This is a genomic window from Micromonospora sp. S-DT3-3-22 (genome assembly GCF_015354745.1).
Taxonomy (GTDB): domain Bacteria; phylum Actinomycetota; class Actinomycetes; order Mycobacteriales; family Micromonosporaceae; genus Micromonospora; species Micromonospora wenchangensis.
Map to the genome: position 1 here is coordinate 54,824 of NZ_JACGMO010000004.1, position 18,759 is coordinate 73,582.

Genomic DNA, 18,759 nt, shown 5'->3' on the forward strand with positions numbered 1-18,759 from the left:
GCTCCCTCAGTTCCGGTCCCAGAAGACGATCCGTTTGCGGGCCAGCTCGATCAGCTTCGTCATGCCGATGCCCATCAGCCCGAGCAGGATGAGGATCGCGAAGACGGTGGCGATGTCGAGCCGGAAGTTGGCCTGGAGGATCAGCACGCCCAGCCCCATCTGGCCGCTGACGAACTCGCTGACGATCGCGGCGATGACCGCGTAGACCGCGGCGATCTCCAGGCCGGCGAAGATGAACGGCAGGGCGCTGGGCACGATCACCAGACGGATGGTGAGCGCCCGGCCGGCGCGGAGCGAGCGCATGAGTTCGAGCCGCTCGGCCGGCACCGAACGCATTCCCGACACGGTGTTGACGAAGATCGGAAAGAACGTGACGAGGACTGCCAGCGCGACCTTCGACTCGATGCCGAATCCCAGCCAGACCACCATCAGCGGAGCGATCGCGATCTTCGGTACGGCTTCGATCATGACGATGTACGGGCGGATGATCGCCTGCGCGGTGGGGGAGATGGCAACCAGGCCGCCCAGCAGGAGACCGATGACCACGCCGCCGCCGAACCCGAGCAGCACCTCTTGGAGCGTGCGCCAGAAGTGCGGGTAGAAGCTGGCCGGACCGGTTTGCGCGAGTCCTCGCCAGAGCGCCTGCACGACACTGACCGGGGTGGGGACCAGCACCGAGTTGACCTGGGTGACCCGGACCGCGACCTCCCAGCCGACGATGATGAGCAGGAGGGAGGCCGGAAACCAGAGTCGCGCGGTGATGCGGCGCTCGGCCGGCTCCCCGCCGCCGAGGGTTTTCCGGGCCGACAGGACTTTCTCCGACACTGCCATGCGTCACTCCGGTCGGTCGAGGAGCTTACGGATCTGGTTGGTGTACGCGCCGAAGTCCGCCGAGCCGGTGACCTCGAGTTCGCGCGGCCTGGCCAGGGTGACGTCGACGATCTCGCGGATCGTGCCGGGGCGTCCGGTCATCACGATGATCCGGTCGGAGAGGAACACCGCCTCGGCGATGCTGTGCGTGACCAGCAGGATGGTCTTGCCGGTCTGCTGCCGGACCCGCTCCACCTCGAGGTTCATCTGGTCGCGGGTCATCGCGTCCAGCGCTCCGAACGGTTCGTCGAGCAGCAGCAGCCGGGGATCCTGCAACAGCGAGCGGGCCAGTGCGGCACGTTGCTGCATGCCGCCGGAGAGTTCGCCGGGGTACTTCTCGGCGAATCCGTCCAGCCCGACCATCTCGATCAGGGATCGGGCCCGGGGCCGTACGTCCCGGAACCGGCGTCCGGCCACGATCCCGGGCAGGGCGACGTTCTGTTCGACCGTCCGCCACGGCAGCAGGACCGCCTGCTGGAACATCAGGCCGACGTCGGTCCCCGGTCCGGCTCCGGCGGCGTTGACGTCCACCGTGCCCTCGGTCTCGCCGGTCAGGCCGGCGACGATGCGCAGCAGGGTCGACTTGCCGCAGCCGGACGGGCCGAGGATGGAAACGAACTCGCCCTCGGCGACGTCGAACGACACGTCCGCGAGGGCGACGACAGGGGTGCCGGTCCGGGTGCTGTACACCTTGGACAGGCCCCGGGCCGACACCACCGGTGTCCGGGTCACGAGGTCGGCCACGACGTCGCCTTGTCCCGTACCGCCGCCGCGTCGATCGAGCCGATCTTGGCGGCCACGTCGTTGGTGTAGAAGGCCGAGACGTCCTTGACCTTCTCCTGGACACCGAGGAACTGGACGTATGCCTGCCACGATTCCGTGGTGAACTGGCCGTACGGCTTCTCCGCCGAGCCGTCGTCCTCGATCACGTCGATCCGGCGTTTGAGCACCGGCAGTGCGGCCTGCATGGCCTTGGCCCGGTCGCCGGTCGGGGCGAACTGCGGGTACTGCTCCCAGTGGATGCGGATGGCCGCCTCCGGGTTCGCCTTGGCGAACAGCACGGATTTGGTGTACGCGCGGGCGTATCCCGCCGCCGCCTCGGGGTTCTCGGTCAGCCAGGCATTGCGGGCGAGCAGCCCGGCTCCGAAGAGGTTCGCGGTCACGCCGGGCTTGTCGAGGTAGCGGAACTGGTATCCGGCGGCCTCCAGCGCGGCGTATCGCACGTCGTTGATGACCAACGCGTCGATGTCGCCCTTCTTGAGCGACTCGGCCGCCGCCGCCTCGGTGCCGACGGCGACGAAGTCGACCGAGGCCGGGTCGACACCGGCGGCGCGCAGGCCGGCCTTGGCGAAGAGTTCGAAACTGCCGCCCAGGGAGGCCAGGCCGATGGTGGCGTCCTTCAGGTCGGCGAAGGACCGGACCGGGCTGTCCGGCAGGACCGTCGCGTCGAAGAGGAACTTCGGTGCGACCTCGTAGAAGTACCGCAGGTCGAGGTTGCGACCGTCGGCGGCGGCCTGCACCAACACGTCCGGGCTGGGCGCGGAGATGTCGGCCTGACCGGCGGCGAGCAGTTGCAGGCAGGCGCCGGTGCCGCCGGAGACGGGCAGCATCTCGAGGGAGATCTTCTCCTCGGCGAAGTAGCCGAGCTTCTCGCCGATCCAGAACGGCGCGCCGCTGGCGGCGAGCGTCTCGGCGCAGTAGACGTAGCGGACCTTGCTGACTCCGTCCGCGTCGGCGCCGCCGCCCGCGCCGTCGTCGCCACACCCGGTGGCGGAGAGCGACACGGCGAGCACACCGGCGAGGAACAACCGCTTTCTGATCATCCGACTACCTCCACGACCGTTCCGGATGGGCCCCCGACTGTCATGTTCCGTTTAGTGGAACACTGTTTCTATGCTTGATGAAGCTAGGGAGTGGTCGGGATCGCTGTCAAGACATCGCCCGGACGGCGGTGGCAAAGTCGGCCATCTGTACCAGCGCGTCGTCGCCGCTGATCCGACCGGCGAACTTGACCACCAGATCGGTCACCCCGACCTCGGTCTTCAGTCGCCGTACCCAGTCGACGCAGGTGGCGAGGTCACCGACCACGTACCGATCCGCCAGCCGGCTGGCGAAGTCACCGACGCTGGCCTGGGCCACCATGGGATTGCCCCGCAGCAGGTGCAGCTCGTGCGAGACGCGCAGGTACTCCTCGGCGTCCCGCCGGGCCTGCGCGTCCGTCTCGCCCAGCACCACGTGCCGGACCAGGGGTCGCAGGGCGGCCGGTGGCCGGCCCGAAGCGGCCCGGTGCTGGTCCACGGTCGCGAAGCCCTTGACGACCTCGTCCACGGTGAGCGCCGCGTCCGGGAACCAGGCATCTGCGTGTCGGGCCGCCCTGCGCATCGCGGCGACCGACCGACCGCCGACCCAGACCGGGACCGGCCAGGCGGGACGGGGGGAGAGGGTGAAGTCGACCAGGGTCCGGGCGTCGTCCCGGTACGAGATCGACTCCTGCTGCCAGAGCCGGTCCATCAGGGCCAGGTGACGGTCGGTGACGGCACCCCGCCGGCGGACGTCGGCGCCCAGCGCGGCGAACTCCGGCTCGTCCCAGCCGATCCCCGCGCCGAGCACGGCCCGGCCCTCGCTGAGGTTGCTGAGCAGTGCGAATTCCCCGGCCAGCCGCACCGGGTCGACCAGCGGCAGGATCAAGATGTTCGTGCCCAGCCGGACCCGGTCGGTCCGGGCCGCGACCGCTGCCAGCACCAGGTGCGGAGAGGGCCAGTAGGTGGGGTAGCCGTGGTGCTCGCCAAGCCAGACCGAGTCGTACCCCATCGCCTCGGCGGCGACGGCGTGGGCGACGGTACGGCGCACGTCCGGCCCGCCCTCGGGCAGCCGGACCCCGAGTCGGAGCCTAGCCACGGTCGGCCGCCGGGTAGCTGGCCTGGTCGAACACCCTCATGTCATGGCCGGGGAGCACCACGTCGGCGTGTTCGGCCAACCGGTCGAAGGACCGGTAGTAGTCCGCCAGGTTCACGTGGGTCCGGGACGGGACCACCCGGTAGGGCCCGGCACCCCGCCAGTTCTCGAACTGGGCGCAGTGGTCCCCGGCGAGGGCGTACCGGCCGGCGGCGGTGTCCACCACCATGGCGGTCATGCCGGGGGTGTGCCCCGGGATGTGCAGCAACCGTAGACCGGGACGGAGCGTGACGTCGCCCTCGATCAGCCGCGTCCGGTCCATGGTGGCCAGCCAGCGGGGGGTGAAGCCGAGCGCCGGGGCCTCGTAGGCGGCCTGATGCACCGGGTACGGCGCGACGGCGTACGCGACCTCGCTGCGCTGTACCACGAACTCGGCGTTCGGGAACAGGTGGTTGTTGCCGCAGTGGTCGTAGTGCAGGTGGCTGAGCACGACCGTCCGGACCGCGGCCGGGTCCACGCCGGCGGCGGCGAGCGCGGCGGCCGGTTCCTCCTCGGCCGTGCGCTCGAACGGCCGGTGGTGCCGGGTCACCCACTCCGCGTCCGGCGAGCCGGTGTCCAGGACCGTCACGTCGCCCCGCTCGTCCCGGACCACCCAGATGATGTGCGGACTGTCCACCGTGTCCCCGGGGTGCTGCCCCCAGAGCAGGTCGGCGCGTCGGATGCCGGGGGCTCGACCCACTCGTACCGGCACGATCTGCGATCTCATCGTCCTCCCGCCCCGACGGGCCAGCCGTCGATCGGTCCATGTCGGCCCGCTTGGTGGAACACCATTCCGTTGAGCGGCACGGTAACAGTGCGTGAGAGTGAATCCCAGGGTCGGCGGACCGCCATTTCCTCTCCTTGACCAGCGGGTCCGGCACTCGGTACGGTTTGAGGAACGACGTTCCTGCCAACGGAACGACCGAACGACGGGAGTGGGCCGGGTGGGTGGTCAGGAGTCGCGGAGCCGGCGGGCGCTGGACGGTGTCCGGGTGCTCGACGTGTCGACGATCCTGGCGGGTCCGTTGACCTGCCAGATCCTCGGCGACTTCGGCGCCGACGTGATCAAGGTCGAACACCCGCGGCACGGAGACGGCATGCGGGGCCACGGCCTCAGCAAGGACGGCATCGGCCTCTGGTGGAAGATGATCGGCCGGAACAAGCGGACCGTCGGGCTCTACCTGGGCGACCCGGAGGGTCAGGAGATCTTCCGGGAACTGGTCCGCACCGCCGACGTGGTGGTGGAGAACTTCCGCCCCGGCACACTGGAGCGCTGGGGCCTGGGCTGGGCGGACCTGCGGGCGCTCAATCCGGCGCTGGTGCTGCTGCGGGTCACCGGTTTCGGGCAGACCGGCCCGTACGCCGCCCGGCCCGGCTTCGGCACCCTCGCCGAGTCGATGAGCGGCTTCGCCCACCTGACCGGGGCGCCGGACGGACCGCCGATGCTGCCCGCCTTCGGACTGGCCGACTCCATCGCCGGGATCGCCGGCGCGGCGGCGGTGCTGACCGCCCTCTACGCGCGGGCCACCGGCGACGGCACCGGCCAGGAGATCGACCTCGACATCCTGGAACCGATCATGACGGCGGTCGGTCCGAGCGTCATCTACGTCGACCAGCTCGGCGTGGTCCAGCAACGGACCGGCAACCGGTCGCTGAACAACGCCCCGCGCAACACGTACCGAACCTCCGACGGGCACTGGGTGGCCATCTCGACCTCGGCGACCTCCATCGCCGAACGGGTGCTGACCCTGGTCGGGCACGCCGAGGTGATCGGCGAGGAGTGGTTCGCCACCGGCGCTGGCCGGGCGCGGCACGCCGACCTGCTCGACGGGTACGTGGCCGACTGGATCGGCGTGCGGACCCGGGTCGAGGTGATCGACTCGTTCACCGCCGCCGGGGCCGCCGTCGCGCCGGTGTACGCGCCGGACGAACTCCTCGCTGACCCGCAGGTCAGGGCGCTGGACATGATTACCCAGGTGCCCGATCCGGACCTGGGCCACATCCGGATGCAGAACGTGCTGTTCCGGATGAGCGACACCCCCGGAGAGATCCGCTTCACCGGGCGGGGCTTGGGAGCCGACACCGACGAGGTGCTCGGCGACGAACTGGGTATCGGCGCGGAACGACTCGCCGAGCTGCGAGACCGGGGAGTGCTGCGATGACCGTGGAGACCATCCCGAGCGAGCGGAGGGGCGACGTTTTGCTCGCCGCCGTCGAGGCGGGGGTCCGGGTCTTCGACCTGGGCCGGCCGCTGCGCATCGGCATGCCCCAGTCGCCGAACCACCCGCCGTTCTGGCACACCCTGCCCCGCCGCCACGGCGACAGTTACCGGGCCGACGGGATGTCCGCCGCCAACGACCTGATCTCGTTGGGCACCCACGTCGGCACGCACATCGACGCCCTCGCGCACGTCTCCGTCGACGGCCGGCTGCACGGCGGCTCCGACGCGATGCGGGCGCAGACCGGCGGCGGCTTCAGCACCGGGGCGATCGACGAACTGCCCCCACTGGTGGGACGAGGGGTGCTGCTCGACGTGCCGGCCGCGCTCGGGGTGCCCGCCCTCGACCCGGCATACGAGATCACGCCCGCCGACCTGGACGTCACCGTCGCCCGGCAGGGCACCCCGGTCGGACCGGGCGACGTGGTCCTGATCCGCAGCGGCTGGGGGCGCCGCTATGACGACCGCGAGGCCTACCTCGGACACGCGACCGGGGTGCCCGGCGTCGGCGAGGCCGGGGCCCGGTGGATCGCCGCCCGGGACGTCCGGGTGGCCGGTGCGGACACCATCGCCTTCGAACGCCTGGCCGCCGGGTCCGGGCACGCCCTGCTGCCCGCGCACCGGGTGCTGCTCGCCGAGCACGGGATCAACCTCATCGAGGCGATGGCCCTGGAGGAACTGGCCGAGTCCGGGGTGCGGGAGTTCACCCTCGTCCTCGCGCACCTGAACATCGTCGGCGCGACCGGCAGCCCGGTCCGCCCGCTTGCCCTGGTCGTGTCCGGATGACCGGCACGCCGCCGGCGGCCACCCTCGGCGGTCAGCTCGCCGCGTTCGCCGCTGAATACGGGCCGGCAGGCGTTGCCCTGCCCCCGCCGGTGGTGCGCAGCGTCGCCCAACGAGTGCTGGACGTGCTGGGTATCGCGGTCGCCGCCACCACCCTGCCCACCAGCGTGGCCGTGCTCGAGCTGGTCGCCGAGCGGGGCGGCCGGCCGGACGCCCGGGTGGTCGGGCTGCGCCAGCGGGTGCCGGCCAGCGAGGCGGCGTTCGCCCACGGTGTGCTCGCCCACTCGCTCGACTACGACGACACCCACCTGCCGTCGGTGCTGCACCCCAGCGCCAGCGTGGTCCCGGCGGCCCTGGCCGTCGCCGAGCGGACCCGGGCCACCGGCGCGGAGGTGGTCGCCGCGATCGCGGTCGGGTTGGAGATCTGCGTACGGGTGGGGATGGCCGGGTACGACGCCGAGACCGGGGCGAACCGGTACTTCGACCGGGGACAGCACGCCACCTCGATGTGCGGGGCGGTGGGCTCCGCCGCCGCCGCCGCGAAACTGCTCGGTCTCTCCGCCGACGGCGTGCTGCACGCCATGGGCATCGCGGCCAGCATGGCGTCCGGGATCATCGAGAGCAACCGCACCGGCGGCACCGTCAAGCGGATGCACTGCGGCTGGGCCGCGCACGCCGGGGTGTACGCCGCGCAGCTGGCCCAACGGGGGATCACCGGACCGCCGACTCTGTTGGAGGGGCGCTTCGGCTTCTTCCAGGCGTTCCTCGGCGGCGAGTTCGACGCCGGAGCGGTCACCGACGGGCTCGGCCAGCGCTGGGAGGTGCCGGGGATCTTCTTCAAGCCGTACCCGGCGAACCACTTCACGCACGCCGGCATCGACGCGGCGCTGGCGCTGCGCGGCGCCGGCCTGCGCCCGGCCGACGTCGCCAGCGTCGAGTTGGCGGTGCCGACCGCCACCGTCCGTACCATCGGCGAGCCCCTCGACGTCAAGCAGTCCCCGGAAACCGGTTACCAGGCGCAGTTCTCCGGCCCGTACACCGTCGCGGCCGCGCTGCTCGGTGGCGGCGGTCTCGGTCTGGGTCTGGACGACTTCACCGACGACCTGGCCCGCGACCCGGTCCGGCGGCATCTGATGAGCCGGATCACCGTGGTCGCCGACCCGCGCTGCGACGAGATCTTCCCGCACCAGTTCCCGGCCGTGCTGCGCGTGCGCACCACCGACGGCCGGCTCCTCGAGGAGGCGGTGCTCGCCAACCGGGGCGGCTCGCACCGCCCGCTCACCGACGACGAGGTCGCCGGCAAGTTCCGCGACAACGCCGGCCGGGTGTTGCCACCGGAGCGGGTGACCGCGATCGCCCGGGCCGCTCGGGCACTGCCCGACGCGGCCTCGGTGGATGACCTGCTCAGCCCTCTGGTCTTTGAGAACGGTATTCCGCTGTGAGGAACTACGTCGCCCTCGGCGTACAATCTCGTTCGCCGCGTCACGGACCGGAGTGGTCTGACGCCGCAGCGGAAGGACTGTCAGTGAGCGAGACCAGCAAGACGATTCTCACCGTGGGACGGGCGATGGAGGTGCTCACCCTCTTCACCGAACGGAGGGAGTCCACCCTCGGGGTCACCGAGATATCCAAGGCGCTCGGACTGTCGAAGGCCGTCGTGCACCGGATCCTGTCGACCCTGCTGGAAAAGGACTACATCCAGATCGAGCCGCAGACCCGCCGGTACGCGCTCGGCCACGCGGCACTCAAGCTGGGCCTGACCTACTTCGAAGGCATCGACGTGCGTCGCATGGCTCAGCCGATCCTGCACGAGCTGGTCACCGCCACCCAGGAGACCTCCACGCTCTCCATCCGCAGCGGCTGGACCCGGATCTACATCGACCAGGAGACCCCGCCCACCGACATCCGCATGTCGGTGCGGCTCGGTCATCCGTACCCGCTGCACGCCGGTTCGTCGTCGAAGGCGCTGCTGGCCTTCCTCGACCCCGAGGAGCAGGACGCCTACCTGGCGACCGGCCCGTTCGAGCGGCTGACCGACGCCACCATCACCACGCCTGAGCAACTGCGCGCCGACCTGGACCGCATCCGCAAGCGCGGGTACGCCCGGTCGTTGGGGGAGCGCCAGGCCGACGCGGCCTCGGTGGCCGCCCCGGTCTTCGACCACCGGGGCAAGCCGACCGCGGCGATCAGCGTGTGCGGCCCCCTGCGCCGCTTCGAACCGAAGATCGACGAGGCGGCGGACGCGCTGCTGGACGCCGTACGGCGACTCTCGGCCCTGATGGGCCACCGGGAGTCGGCGATCATCGGGCAACGCTCCACGGAGTGATGCCCGCCAGTGGTGGGGCCGCGCCGCCCCACGGGAGGGAACAGCGGTGTCGGTGCCATCCGTGCTCGACCCATCGGGCGACTCGGTGCTCTACGCGGAGCCCGGCGAGGTGGACCGGCTACGTGCCCCGCTGATCGCGGCGCAGGTCCAGCTACTGGCCCGGCACCACCCCCACTACCGTCGACTCTTCGCGCACGCCGGCGTCGACCCGGACCGGGTACGCGGGATCGCGGACCTGCACCGGCTTCCGGTCACCGGCAAGCAGGACTTTCTCGGTGACCCCGAGTCCTTCCGGCTGACCGCCCCGGCCGACCTGCCGGTCGCCGACCGCACCCTCGCGTACGTCATCTACACCACCGGCACCACCAGCGGAGCGCCCGCCCCGCTCTACGTCACCACCAGCGACGACTGGGCCTACCTGCTGCACGCCCGGCGCTGCGCCCGACTGCTCGGTCTCGGCGCCGACGAGGTGATCGCGAACCTCTTCCCGCTCACCCCGTTTCCGATGGGCGCCCGGATCCGCGCCGACCGGACGGCGGCGGCTCTCGGGGCGACCATCTTCCAGGGGCACACCGGTCGCCCCTCGCCGGACTGGCCGGTGCACCGCCGGCTCGACGAGGCGATCGACCTGGTGGTGGCACACGGTGCGACAGTGCTGTGGGGGGTGGCCGGGTTCGTCCGCCGGGTGCTGATCCGGGCCGCCGAACGCGGGCTGCGGCTTCCCGCGGTCCGCTGGTGCTTCGTCACCGGCGAGGCGACGAGCGCCGCCGGCATCGAGGACTTGCGTGCCCGGCTGCGCGCGGTGGGCGCGGAGTCAGCCCGGGTCGCCAACAGATACGGCTCGACCGAGGGCTGGTCGATGATCGAGTGCGGGGAGGGGCCGGGTTGGCACAATCCCACCCCGGACCTGATCCACCTCGAGACCGTCGACGCGGCCAGCGGGGAGCCGGTACCCGACGGGGAACCCGGCCTGCTGCTCATCACCCACCTGCGGGCCCGGGGCACCGCCTTCCTCCGGTACGCCGTCGGCGACATCGTCCGGCTGACCCGCGAGCGGTGTGCCTGCGGGCGGAGCGCCGAGCGGATCGTCTCCCAGCCGGTCCGCACCAGGGACCTGGTCAAGGTCAACGGCACCCTGGTCAACCTGACCGTGCTCGGCGACGCCCTGGTCGACCTGGCCGGCGTCGCCGAGTACCGGGTGGTCCTCGACCACCGGCTCCCCGGTGACGCGCTCTCCGGCGACGGCGTGGTGGTCGAGGTCGCGCCGGTCGCGGGCCGGGACGCCGACGCGCTGGTCCTGGCCGTGCGGTCGCGGATCCGCGACCTGACCCACCTCACTCCCGAGGTGCGGGTGGTCGGTGTGGACGACATCTACGACCCCCTGGCCGATGCCAAACCCCGTCGTCTCGTCGACCGCCGTCACGTCGGCTGACGTCGTCGACACGAAGCTGTTCAGAGAGGTCGTGACCGTGTATACCGGTGCCATCGACGTGGTCGTCAATCCGTACACGCCCGAGATCGTGGCCGGGCGACCGGCGTGGTCGAAGGACTTCCTCGGTCGCAAGATCGGGGTCGGGGACCGGCTGCCCGGGACGACGATCGAGGAGTATCTGGCCAAGATGGACCGGGCCGGGATCGCCCGGTCGTTCCTGATCGCCGCGAAGCTCGGCCCGGCCGGTGATGTCAACAGCTACGCCCTGCAGGTCGAAACGGTCGCGGAACTGGTCGCCGCGCATCCGGACCGATTCAGTGGCCTGGTCGGGTTGGACCCGACCGCCGGCATGGCCGAGTTGCGGCACCTGGAACGGGCGGTCACCGAGTACGGCTTCGTCGGCGCGCACTCGTACCCGCACTGGTTTGGGCTGCCCCCGGACCACCGGCGCTACTACCCGATCTACGCCAAGTGCGCCGAGTTGGGCGTACCGATCCAGCTCCAGGTGGGCCACTGCCTGCGATACGACGACGCCCGGCCGCTGCGCAGCGTCGGCCGGCCGATCACCCTCGACACGGTCGCCTGCGAGTTCCCCGAACTGAAGCTGGTCGGCATCCACACCGGGTGGCCGTGGACCGAGGAGATGATCGCGGTCGCGTACAAGCACCCCAACGTGTACATCGGGGTGGACGCGTACGCCCCGAAGCACTGGCCGGCCGCACTGGTGCACTACATGAACACCTTCGGCCGGGAGAAGGTGCTATTCGGCACCGACTACCCGGTGATCGACCCGGAGCGCGCCATGACGGAGTTCGCCGAGTTGGGCCTGCGGGCGGAGTCGGCCACGGCGGTGCTGCGCGACAACGCCCTGCGCCTCTACGGCCTCACCGGCTGACGGCCCGCCGCCGGGCCCGCGTCACCGGCGTCGACCGACCACGGTGAGGGCGACAAGCGCGACGACGGCGGCGGCGCCACCGACTGAGAACGCGGCCATCGGGCCGACCGTGCCGACCAGCACCGCGCCCACGGCCGGGCCGGTGGACTGGCCGAGCCGCGACGACGCCGACCACGCGCCGATGAGCATGCCCCGGCCGTCGACCGGCTGCCGGGAGACCGCGTGCACGGAGGCGTTGTACGCGCAGCCCACCCCGACGCCGAGGAGGACCACGGCGACCGCCACCACCCACACCGCCGGGGCGGCGGCGGTGAGCAGCAGGGAGGCCGCGCACAACCCGAGCCCGATTCGGGCGACGTGCCGGTCGGCGGTTCGGCCGGCGAGCAGGGCCAGGGCCGCCGAGGCGGCGAGGCTGCCCACGTTGCCGAGTCCGACGAGCAGACCTCGAGCCGCCAGGGGCACCTCGAAGACCCGGTCCAGGGCCAGCGGCAGCATCGCCGCGGTGGCCGCGGTCATCAGGCCGATGACGACGGTGGTCAGGGTCAGCGCGCCGATCACGGTGCGCAGCTCTCCGGTCTGCCGCAGGTCGGCCAGGAGCTTGGCGGAGCGGTGGTCGCCCGTCGCCCGTCGCCCGGGGCCGAGTCCCAGCACCCGGACGGTGCCGGGCACCAGCAGCGCGCCCAGCGCGTAGAGCCAGAACGCGGCCCGCGGGTCGCCCAGGCTTGCCACCGCGCCGCCGGCCATCGGTCCGACCGTGGAGGCGGTGGTCAGCACGAAGGTGTTGACCGCCAGGCCGCGCTGCCGGGCTGCGCCGGTCAGGGTTTCGCCGATCACGGTCGGGGGGATGGTGAGCAGGCCGGCGAAGCCGATTCCCTGGACCGTCCGGAGCGCGACGGCCGTGCCGAACGAGTCGACCAGCGCGCAGGCGGTGCCGGCGACGGAGAACAGCAGCAGGCAGGCGAGCGCCACCCGGCCGCGGCCGAGGCGGTCGGAGAGGCCGCCCAGTGCCACGGTCAGCACGATGCCCGGCACCGCGATCACGCCCTGGAGGAGCCCGACGGCGGTTTCCGAGACCTGGTACGCGGCGGCGAGTTCCGCCATCGCCGGGGCGAGCGTTCCGTAGCCGGTGGCGCCGACCGCGGACAGGGCGGTGACGGTCAGGATCGCGCCGGTACCGAGCGGTGGAGAAGGCGCCACAGGCGGTCCATTCAGCGGAACGATGTTTCGCTGAACGTACCGTAAACCCTGGCGTGGGTCCATAACGGCACGTCAGGCCGTTGACACTCCGGAGAAGCCGGTCCTAGTGTGTAGAAACGCTGTTCCGCCAAGCGGATCGAAGTGCGAATCGTACGGGAGAGGGGTGCCGGGATGAGTCCGAATACGGAAGTTCTCGGCCGGTTCAGAGCCCTGAAGGTTTCTGCTCTGGTCGGGGTGGTGGCCCTCCTGGCCACAGCCTGTGGTTCGTCCAACGGGGACAAGAAGGCGGAGGCGGACTCCTCCCCGGGAGCAGCCGGGGCGAACATCGTGGTCGGGGTCGGGGCGATCAACCCCGACCTTGACGCATTCTCCGCCACGTCCCCGCCGCGTTCCTTCTACGCCTACCCGGTCTGGTCCCTGCTGACCCGGGTCGACACCCTCGGTGAGGGTGCCAAGGTGGTCCCCGGCGTCGCCGAGTCGTGGACCCGCGTCAACGATCTGACCTGGCAGTTCGTCCTCCGCAAGGACCTGAAGTTCGCCAACGGCGAGCCGGTCGACGCCGCGGCCGTCGTCTACTCCACCAAGTTCATGCTCGACCCGAAGAACGAGGCGAGCATCCGCGGCAAGCTCGGCATCATCAAGCAGGTCGAAGCGGTCGACGACAACACCATCCGATTCACCATGAGCGCGCCTGAGGCGATCCTGCCCCGGCTGCTCGGCGCGATGCCGATCGTCCCGCCCAAGGAACACGCGCGGGTGGGCGCGAAGGCGTTCAACGTCAAGCCCATCGGCACCGGCGCGTTCATGGTGGAGAAGTTCGTCCCCGGCAAGGAACTCGTGCTGGTGCCGAACCCCAACTCCGGACAGGGCAAGGCCCTGCCGGCCTCGATCACCTTCAAGGCGATCCCGGAGGACGCGGCCCGGGTGGCCGCCCTGCGCGCCGGTGACGTCGACATCATCACCAAGGTCCCGATCGACGGAATCAAGCCCCTGGAGTCCGGAGCCTTCACGCTCTACGACGCGGTCGAACCCCGCACCTACGTGGTGGACCTGTTCACCGACTCCGGGCCGCTGACCGACGTGCGGGTCCGGCGCGCGATCGCCCAGTCCCTCGACCTGGACGCGTTGGTCCAGGGCGTCATGGGCGGCAAGGGCCAGGTCGGCCAGGGCCAGTTGGCGCCGAGCTTCATGTCCGGCTACTGCAAGGACGTCACCCGGTACCCGTACGACCTGGCCGCGGCCAACAAGCTGATGGCCGAGGCCGGAGTCTCCGGGCTCAAACTGAAGTTCCAGACCTCGCAGGGCTTCATCCTCAACGACACCCTGCTGGCCCAGGCGATCGGCGAGATGGTCAACAAGCTGGACGCGGTCGAGTCGGTGGAGATCGCCCCCATGGAGTTCTCCAACTACCTCGACGTGTACTACAACCGCACCGAACGGGCCGACTTCTTCGCCTGGGGCATGAGCAGTTCACCATTCGTGGATGCCTCCGTGCAGCTCGAGCGCCTGGTCAGCGGCTACCCCCAGCACAACATCGGCTACTCCAACCCGAAGTACGACGAGTGGTTCGGCAAGTTGCGCTCGGCCGAGGAGGGCACCCCGGAGCGGCAGCAGGCGTTCTGCGAGTTGTCGAAGATCTACAAGGAGGATGTCCCGTCGGTGGCGGTGATGACCATGCCGGACGTCTGGGCCAGCTCCGACAAGATCCGGGGATTCAAGGTGGACCAGGCGGGCAACCCGGCCTGGGAGCTGATCACCAAGGTGACGGGCTAAACGGGGTCCGACCGTGGCGAAGCTTCTGCGACAGCGGCTCCTGCAGCTGGTCCTGGTCATCCTCGGACTGTCCAGCCTGGTGTTCTTCCTGGTCCGCATCTCCGGCGACCCGGCTTCGGCCATCGCCGGTGCGGACGCGGACCCGGAGACCCTGGCGGCCATCCGCAGCAACCTCGGGCTGAATGAACCGGTGCTCGTCCAGTACGTGAGGTTCCTCGGCGACCTGCTGGTGCTCGACTTCGGCGACTCGTACCAGTACCGCAGCGACGCGATGGCGTTGGTGCTGGACCGGTTCCCGGCATCGGCGCTGCTGACCATCATCGCGATGCTCATCGCGGTCGGACTCGGCGTACCGGCCGGGGTGCTCGGTGCGGTGCACCGCGACGGGCTCCTCGGCCGGGCCGTCAACGGCCTTGCCATCCTCGGGCAGAGCGTGCCGAACTTCGTGCTCGGCCTCGTGCTCATCATGATCTTCGCGGTCAGCCTGGGCTGGCTGCCGAGCTTCGGCGGGGACGGGGCGATGAGCCTGATCCTGCCGGCCGTCACCCTCGCCGCCTTCATCTGCGCCCGGCAGATGCGGCTGGTGCAGGCGTACACCCTGGAGGAACTCAGCAAGGGGTACGTGCGGACGGCGAACTCGCTCGGCTACAGCACCCGGCGGATCCGTTACCGGCACATCCTGCGCAACGTCACCGTGCCCATGCTCTCGCTCGTCGGGCTGGAACTCGGCCAGTTCATCGCGGGTTCGGTAGTGATCGAGTCAGTGTTCTCCTGGCCCGGCCTGGGCCGGTTGATGGTCGAGTCCGTCACCGCCCGCGACTACCCGGTGCTCCAGGCGGGCGTGTTCGTCATCGGCGTGCTCGTCGTGCTGATCAACTTCATCGTCGACCTGCTCTACCAGGTGGTCGACCCCCGACTCAAGGCGCAGTTGGTGACCCGATGAGCACAGTGCTGACCGTCCCTGGGCCCGGCGGGACCGAACCCGACGCCGAGGTCGTCCCCGCGCCCCGACGCCGACGCCTCCTGCCGAGACACTTCGGTGCCCGGATAGCGCTCGGCTTCCTGATCGTCGGCGTCCTGGCCGCGATCTTCGCCCCGGCCGTCGCGCCGTTCGACCCCAACGAGCAGGTACTGCTCAACCGGCTCGCCGCACCGTCGCTGTTCGGCGGTGAGGGCGCGCACCTGCTCGGCACCGACGAACTCGGCCGGGACCTGCTCAGCCGCGCCATCTACGGCGGCCGGGTCAGCTTCACCGTCGGGTTCGTCGCGGCCACCTTCGCCGGGCTGCTCGGCACCGTCCTCGGCGTCGTCGCCGGCTACTACCGGGGCATCGTGGAGTCGGTGATCATGCGGACGGTCGACATCCTCACCGCATTCCCGTTCCTCATCGTCGCCCTCGCCGTGGTCGCCGTCTTCGGCGCCAAACTGTCGGTGCTGATCATCGTGCTGGTGCTCTGGGAATGGGTGCCGTTCACCCGGCTCGCCCACGCCAAGACGCTGAACGTGGTCTCCACCGACTACTTCCGGGCGGCGGTGGCCATCGGCCGTCGGGGCGTCGGCATCCTCGCCCGGCACGTACTGCCCAACATCGCCGGTCCGCTCATCGTCGTCTGGACGTTCGTGGTGGCCCGGTCCATCGTCATCGAGAGTTCGCTCAGCTTCCTCGGGCTCGGGGTGCCGCCGCCCACCGCCACCTGGGGCGGGATGCTGAGCGCCAGCCGTGGCTACCTCGACACCGCATGGTGGATCCCGCTGGTCCCCGGCGTGGCCATCACTCTGGTCGTGTTGAGCGTCAACGTCGTCGGTGACTGGTTGAGTGAGAGGTGGGATCCGCATGGCCGGCGCTGACGCCGTACCGCTGCTCGAGGTCGAAGGGCTGGACGTCACCTTCGACACCCTCGGCGGGCCGGTGCACGCCGTCCGGGGAGCCGACTGGTCGGTGCGGCAGGGCGAGACCCTGGTGGTGCTCGGCGAGTCCGGCTCCGGCAAGAGCGTCTCGCTGCATGCCGTCGCGGGGCTGCTGCCGGCCAACGGCCACACCGCCGGCCGGGTCCGCTTCCAGGGCCGTGACGTGCTCGGGCTGCGCGGCGCGCAGCTGCGCCGGTTCTGCGCCGAGAACTACGGCATGGTCTTCCAGGACCCGATGAGTTCGCTGGACCCCAGCTTCACCGTCGGCGACCAGATCGCCGAGATCCTACGGGTGCACCGGGGCGCGTCGGCGAAGGACGCGTGGCAGCGGGCCATGGACCTGCTCAGCGTGGTCCGAATCGACGACCCGGCCCGCCGGGCGAAGCAGTACCCGCACGAGCTCTCCGGCGGCATGCGTCAGCGTGTCATGATCGCCATGGCGATCGCCCTGGACCCGCCGCTCTTCCTCGCCGACGAGCCGACCACCGCGCTGGACACCAGCGTCCGGGGCGCGGTGCTGGAGACCATGATCGAGTTGCGGGACCGCCTGTCGATGGGGGTCGTCCTGATCACCCACGACATCGGCGTGGCGGCGGCCGTCGCCGACCGGGTCGCCGTCATGTACGCCGGCCGGGTCGTCGAGTACGGCACCGCGGAGCAGGTGCTGCACCAGCCCGGCCATCCGTACACCGCCGCGCTGCTCGGGTCGCTGCCCCGGTTGCGGCGGCTCCGGTCCACGCTGACCGCCATTCCCGGCGCGCCTCCGAACGCGGTCCGGCTGCCGGCCGGCTGCTCCTTCCACCCCAGGTGCCGGTTCGCCACCGACCGCTGCGCCGAGGAACTGCCGGTCCTGCAACTGAGCGGCGCCGGCCAGGTCGCGGCCTGCCACTGGACCGACCGGCTGAGCGCCGACGGCGACCTCGGCTACTGGCGTGCGGGCGGCGATCCGCTCGTCGACGCCCGGCCCGGCGATGCGGAACAACCGTTCGTGGCGGTCGAGAACCTGGTCAAGGAATATCCACTCGGCTCCGGCCGCAAGGGCCGGGTGTTGCGGGCGGTGGACGACGTCTCCTTCACCATTCCGAAGGGCACCACTCTCGGCCTGGTGGGGGAGTCCGGGTCCGGCAAGTCGACCACCGCCATGATCATGTCCGGGCTGCTCGCCCCCACCTCCGGACGGGTGGTCATCGGCGGCGTCGACATCGCCCGGCTCTCCGGCAAGGCCATGCGTGACGTCCGCCGTGACCTTCAGGTGGTCTTCCAGGACCCGTACTCCTCCATGGACCCCCGGATGACCATCGGGCAGATCGTCGACGAGCCACTGCTGGTGCACAAACGGGGCTCGAAGGCCCAGCGGCGGGGCCGGGTCACCGAACTGCTCGACCTGGTCGGGCTGGACGGCGACTACGCCGGACGTTTCCCGCACCAGCTCTCGGGCGGGCAGGCCCAACGGGTCGCCATCGCACGCGCGCTCGCGCTGGAACCCGCGCTGATGGTGCTGGACGAGCCGGTCGCCGCGCTGGACCTCTCCATTCAGGCGCAGATCCTCAACCTGCTGCGCGATCTGCAGGCCCGGCTCGGCCTGACGTACCTGTTCATCGGGCACGACCTGGCGGCGGTGGCGTACATCTCCGACCGGGTGGCGGTGATGTCCAGCGGGAAGATCGTCGAACTGGACCGGGTCGACGCGATCTACCAGCGGCCGGCGGCGGCGTACACCCGGCAACTCCTCGACGCGGTGCTCGACCCCGAGACAGACCTCGGCCGGTACCGGGATCGCCCGACGACCCGGAAGGAGGCGCCGTGCATCCCCTCGGCCCCGGTGACGCCCTGATCGTCATCGACGTCCAACGCAAGTACGTCACGGGTCCGCTGGCCGTCCCGGACGCCGCCGGGCTGGTGGATCGGATCGCCCGGTTCACCGATGCGGCCCGCGCCCGCGACGTACCGCTGGTGTGGGTGACCCGCGAGCTGCGCCCCGGCGTGTCGATGGGCGCCGCCACCACCGCCGGGTACGGCGCCGCGGTCGCCGAGATGTTCCGGAGCCCGGCCGCCGACCTGCATCCCGGCCTCGGCGCACGCGACGACGAGATCCGGGTGGTCAAGCCCCGCCAGTCGGCGTTCTACGGCACCGACCTCGAGGTGGTGCTGCGCACGCTCGGCGCGGGCCGGGTGGTCCTCGCCGGTGTCACCACCAACATCTGTGTCCAGGCCACCGCCCAGGACGCCCGCGCCCGCGACCTCGACGTGCTGGTGGTCGCCGACCTGACCGCCGCGCTGCCGGTCACCGCAGCCGGTTTCGACCTGCCGGCGGAACAGGTGCAGCGGGCCACACTGGCCACCCTCGCGCACGCCGTCGCCACCGTCCGGCCCGCTGCCGCCGTCCTGTCCGCCTGAACCCGCCCGGGGCGGCACGCCGTGCC

The 18,759-nt window shown here is 71.0% G+C and carries 17 protein-coding genes; 11 read left to right on the top strand and 6 right to left on the bottom strand.

Annotation, left to right across the window (positions count from 1 at the left end; translation table 11 throughout):
* Positions 1-6 precede the first annotated feature (6 nt).
* From H1A17_RS01960 to H1A17_RS01980, 5 genes are all read right to left on the bottom strand, one after another.
* On the bottom strand, positions 7-831 hold the full coding sequence (locus H1A17_RS01960; protein WP_088643341.1) for an ABC transporter permease: 825 nt from the start codon (positions 829-831) through the stop codon (positions 7-9).
* A 3-nt stretch (positions 832-834) separates the two neighbouring features.
* Complete coding sequence (locus H1A17_RS01965; RefSeq protein WP_205789429.1) at positions 835-1,614, bottom strand: ABC transporter ATP-binding protein; 780 nt, start codon at positions 1,612-1,614, stop codon at positions 835-837.
* Positions 1,599-2,693 (bottom strand): ABC transporter substrate-binding protein, encoded by a 1,095-nt coding sequence (locus H1A17_RS01970; RefSeq protein ID WP_145919193.1) that lies wholly within the window; start codon positions 2,691-2,693, stop codon positions 1,599-1,601. The genes H1A17_RS01965 and H1A17_RS01970 overlap by 16 nt, the downstream gene beginning before the upstream one ends.
* Positions 2,694-2,799: 106 nt before the next feature.
* Positions 2,800-3,768 carry an LLM class flavin-dependent oxidoreductase gene (locus tag H1A17_RS01975; RefSeq protein WP_145919194.1) on the bottom strand — a complete coding sequence of 323 codons (969 nt, stop codon included), beginning with the start codon at positions 3,766-3,768 and terminating at the stop codon, positions 2,800-2,802.
* Complete coding sequence (locus H1A17_RS01980) at positions 3,761-4,531, bottom strand: N-acyl homoserine lactonase family protein (RefSeq protein ID WP_088643344.1); 771 nt, start codon at positions 4,529-4,531, stop codon at positions 3,761-3,763. The genes H1A17_RS01975 and H1A17_RS01980 overlap by 8 nt, the downstream gene beginning before the upstream one ends.
* Before the next feature lie 217 nt (positions 4,532-4,748).
* On the opposite strand from H1A17_RS01980, the gene H1A17_RS01985 reads away from it, so the two are divergent.
* From H1A17_RS01985 to H1A17_RS02010, 6 genes are all read left to right on the top strand, one after another.
* Positions 4,749-5,966 (top strand): CaiB/BaiF CoA-transferase family protein, encoded by a 1,218-nt coding sequence (locus H1A17_RS01985; protein ID WP_145919195.1) that lies wholly within the window; start codon positions 4,749-4,751, stop codon positions 5,964-5,966.
* A complete protein-coding gene (locus tag H1A17_RS01990) occupies positions 5,963-6,808 on the top strand; it encodes a cyclase family protein (RefSeq protein ID WP_145919196.1) in 846 nt (281 codons plus the stop codon). The genes H1A17_RS01985 and H1A17_RS01990 overlap by 4 nt, the downstream gene beginning before the upstream one ends.
* The gene (locus tag H1A17_RS01995) at positions 6,805-8,247 is read left to right on the top strand and encodes an MmgE/PrpD family protein (protein WP_194820869.1); all 1,443 of its coding nucleotides are present in this window, start codon (positions 6,805-6,807) and stop codon (positions 8,245-8,247) included. The genes H1A17_RS01990 and H1A17_RS01995 overlap by 4 nt, the downstream gene beginning before the upstream one ends.
* Positions 8,248-8,330: 83 nt before the next feature.
* Positions 8,331-9,131 carry an IclR family transcriptional regulator gene (locus H1A17_RS02000; RefSeq protein WP_240762795.1) on the top strand — a complete coding sequence of 267 codons (801 nt, stop codon included), beginning with the start codon at positions 8,331-8,333 and terminating at the stop codon, positions 9,129-9,131.
* Positions 9,132-9,177: 46 nt separating this feature from the next.
* Positions 9,178-10,563 carry a phenylacetate--CoA ligase family protein gene (locus H1A17_RS02005; protein WP_194820870.1) on the top strand — a complete coding sequence of 462 codons (1,386 nt, stop codon included), beginning with the start codon at positions 9,178-9,180 and terminating at the stop codon, positions 10,561-10,563.
* A 31-nt stretch (positions 10,564-10,594) separates the two neighbouring features.
* Positions 10,595-11,458: an amidohydrolase family protein gene (locus tag H1A17_RS02010; RefSeq protein WP_158224152.1), complete on the top strand. Its 864-nt coding sequence runs from the start codon at positions 10,595-10,597 to the stop codon at positions 11,456-11,458.
* 21 nt (positions 11,459-11,479) lie between these two features.
* On the opposite strand, the gene H1A17_RS02015 is transcribed toward H1A17_RS02010, so the two are convergent.
* Complete coding sequence (locus H1A17_RS02015) at positions 11,480-12,655, bottom strand: MFS transporter (protein ID WP_194820871.1); 1,176 nt, start codon at positions 12,653-12,655, stop codon at positions 11,480-11,482.
* A 171-nt stretch (positions 12,656-12,826) separates the two neighbouring features.
* Here H1A17_RS02015 and H1A17_RS02020 point away from each other — a divergent pair, with 171 nt between their 5' ends.
* From H1A17_RS02020 to H1A17_RS02040, 5 genes are read left to right on the top strand one after another with little or no spacing between them, the layout of a single operon-like run.
* On the top strand, positions 12,827-14,428 hold the full coding sequence (locus H1A17_RS02020; protein ID WP_194820872.1) for an ABC transporter substrate-binding protein: 1,602 nt from the start codon (positions 12,827-12,829) through the stop codon (positions 14,426-14,428).
* Between the two features lie 13 nt (positions 14,429-14,441).
* Positions 14,442-15,371 (top strand): ABC transporter permease, encoded by a 930-nt coding sequence (locus H1A17_RS02025; protein WP_088643351.1) that lies wholly within the window; start codon positions 14,442-14,444, stop codon positions 15,369-15,371.
* A complete protein-coding gene (locus tag H1A17_RS02030; RefSeq protein ID WP_145919201.1) occupies positions 15,368-16,276 on the top strand; it encodes an ABC transporter permease in 909 nt (302 codons plus the stop codon). The genes H1A17_RS02025 and H1A17_RS02030 overlap by 4 nt, the downstream gene beginning before the upstream one ends.
* Positions 16,263-18,170, top strand: a complete 1,908-nt coding sequence (locus tag H1A17_RS02035; RefSeq protein WP_194820873.1) for an ABC transporter ATP-binding protein — start codon at positions 16,263-16,265, stop codon at positions 18,168-18,170. The genes H1A17_RS02030 and H1A17_RS02035 overlap by 14 nt, the downstream gene beginning before the upstream one ends.
* Positions 18,140-18,733: a cysteine hydrolase family protein gene (locus H1A17_RS02040; protein WP_194820874.1), complete on the top strand. Its 594-nt coding sequence runs from the start codon at positions 18,140-18,142 to the stop codon at positions 18,731-18,733. Before H1A17_RS02035 ends, H1A17_RS02040 begins: the two co-directional genes overlap by 31 nt.
* The last annotated feature ends 26 nt before the right edge of the window (positions 18,734-18,759 follow it).

Bases quoted from the DNA above. Each gene is read 5' to 3' on its own strand.
- H1A17_RS01960 (WP_088643341.1), bottom strand. From the start codon at position 831: ATGGCAGTGTCGGAGAAAGTCCTGTCGGCCCGGAAAACCCTCGGCGGC.
- H1A17_RS01970 (WP_145919193.1), bottom strand. From the start codon at position 2,693: ATGATCAGAAAGCGGTTGTTCCTCGCCGGTGTGCTCGCCGTGTCGCTC.
- H1A17_RS01980 (WP_088643344.1), bottom strand. From the start codon at position 4,531: ATGAGATCGCAGATCGTGCCGGTACGAGTGGGTCGAGCCCCCGGCATC.
- H1A17_RS01990 (WP_145919196.1), top strand. From the start codon at position 5,963: ATGACCGTGGAGACCATCCCGAGCGAGCGGAGGGGCGACGTTTTGCTC.
- H1A17_RS01995 (WP_194820869.1), top strand. From the start codon at position 6,805: ATGACCGGCACGCCGCCGGCGGCCACCCTCGGCGGTCAGCTCGCCGCG.
- H1A17_RS02020 (WP_194820872.1), top strand. From the start codon at position 12,827: ATGAGTCCGAATACGGAAGTTCTCGGCCGGTTCAGAGCCCTGAAGGTT.
- H1A17_RS02030 (WP_145919201.1), top strand. From the start codon at position 15,368: ATGAGCACAGTGCTGACCGTCCCTGGGCCCGGCGGGACCGAACCCGAC.
- H1A17_RS02035 (WP_194820873.1), top strand. From the start codon at position 16,263: ATGGCCGGCGCTGACGCCGTACCGCTGCTCGAGGTCGAAGGGCTGGAC.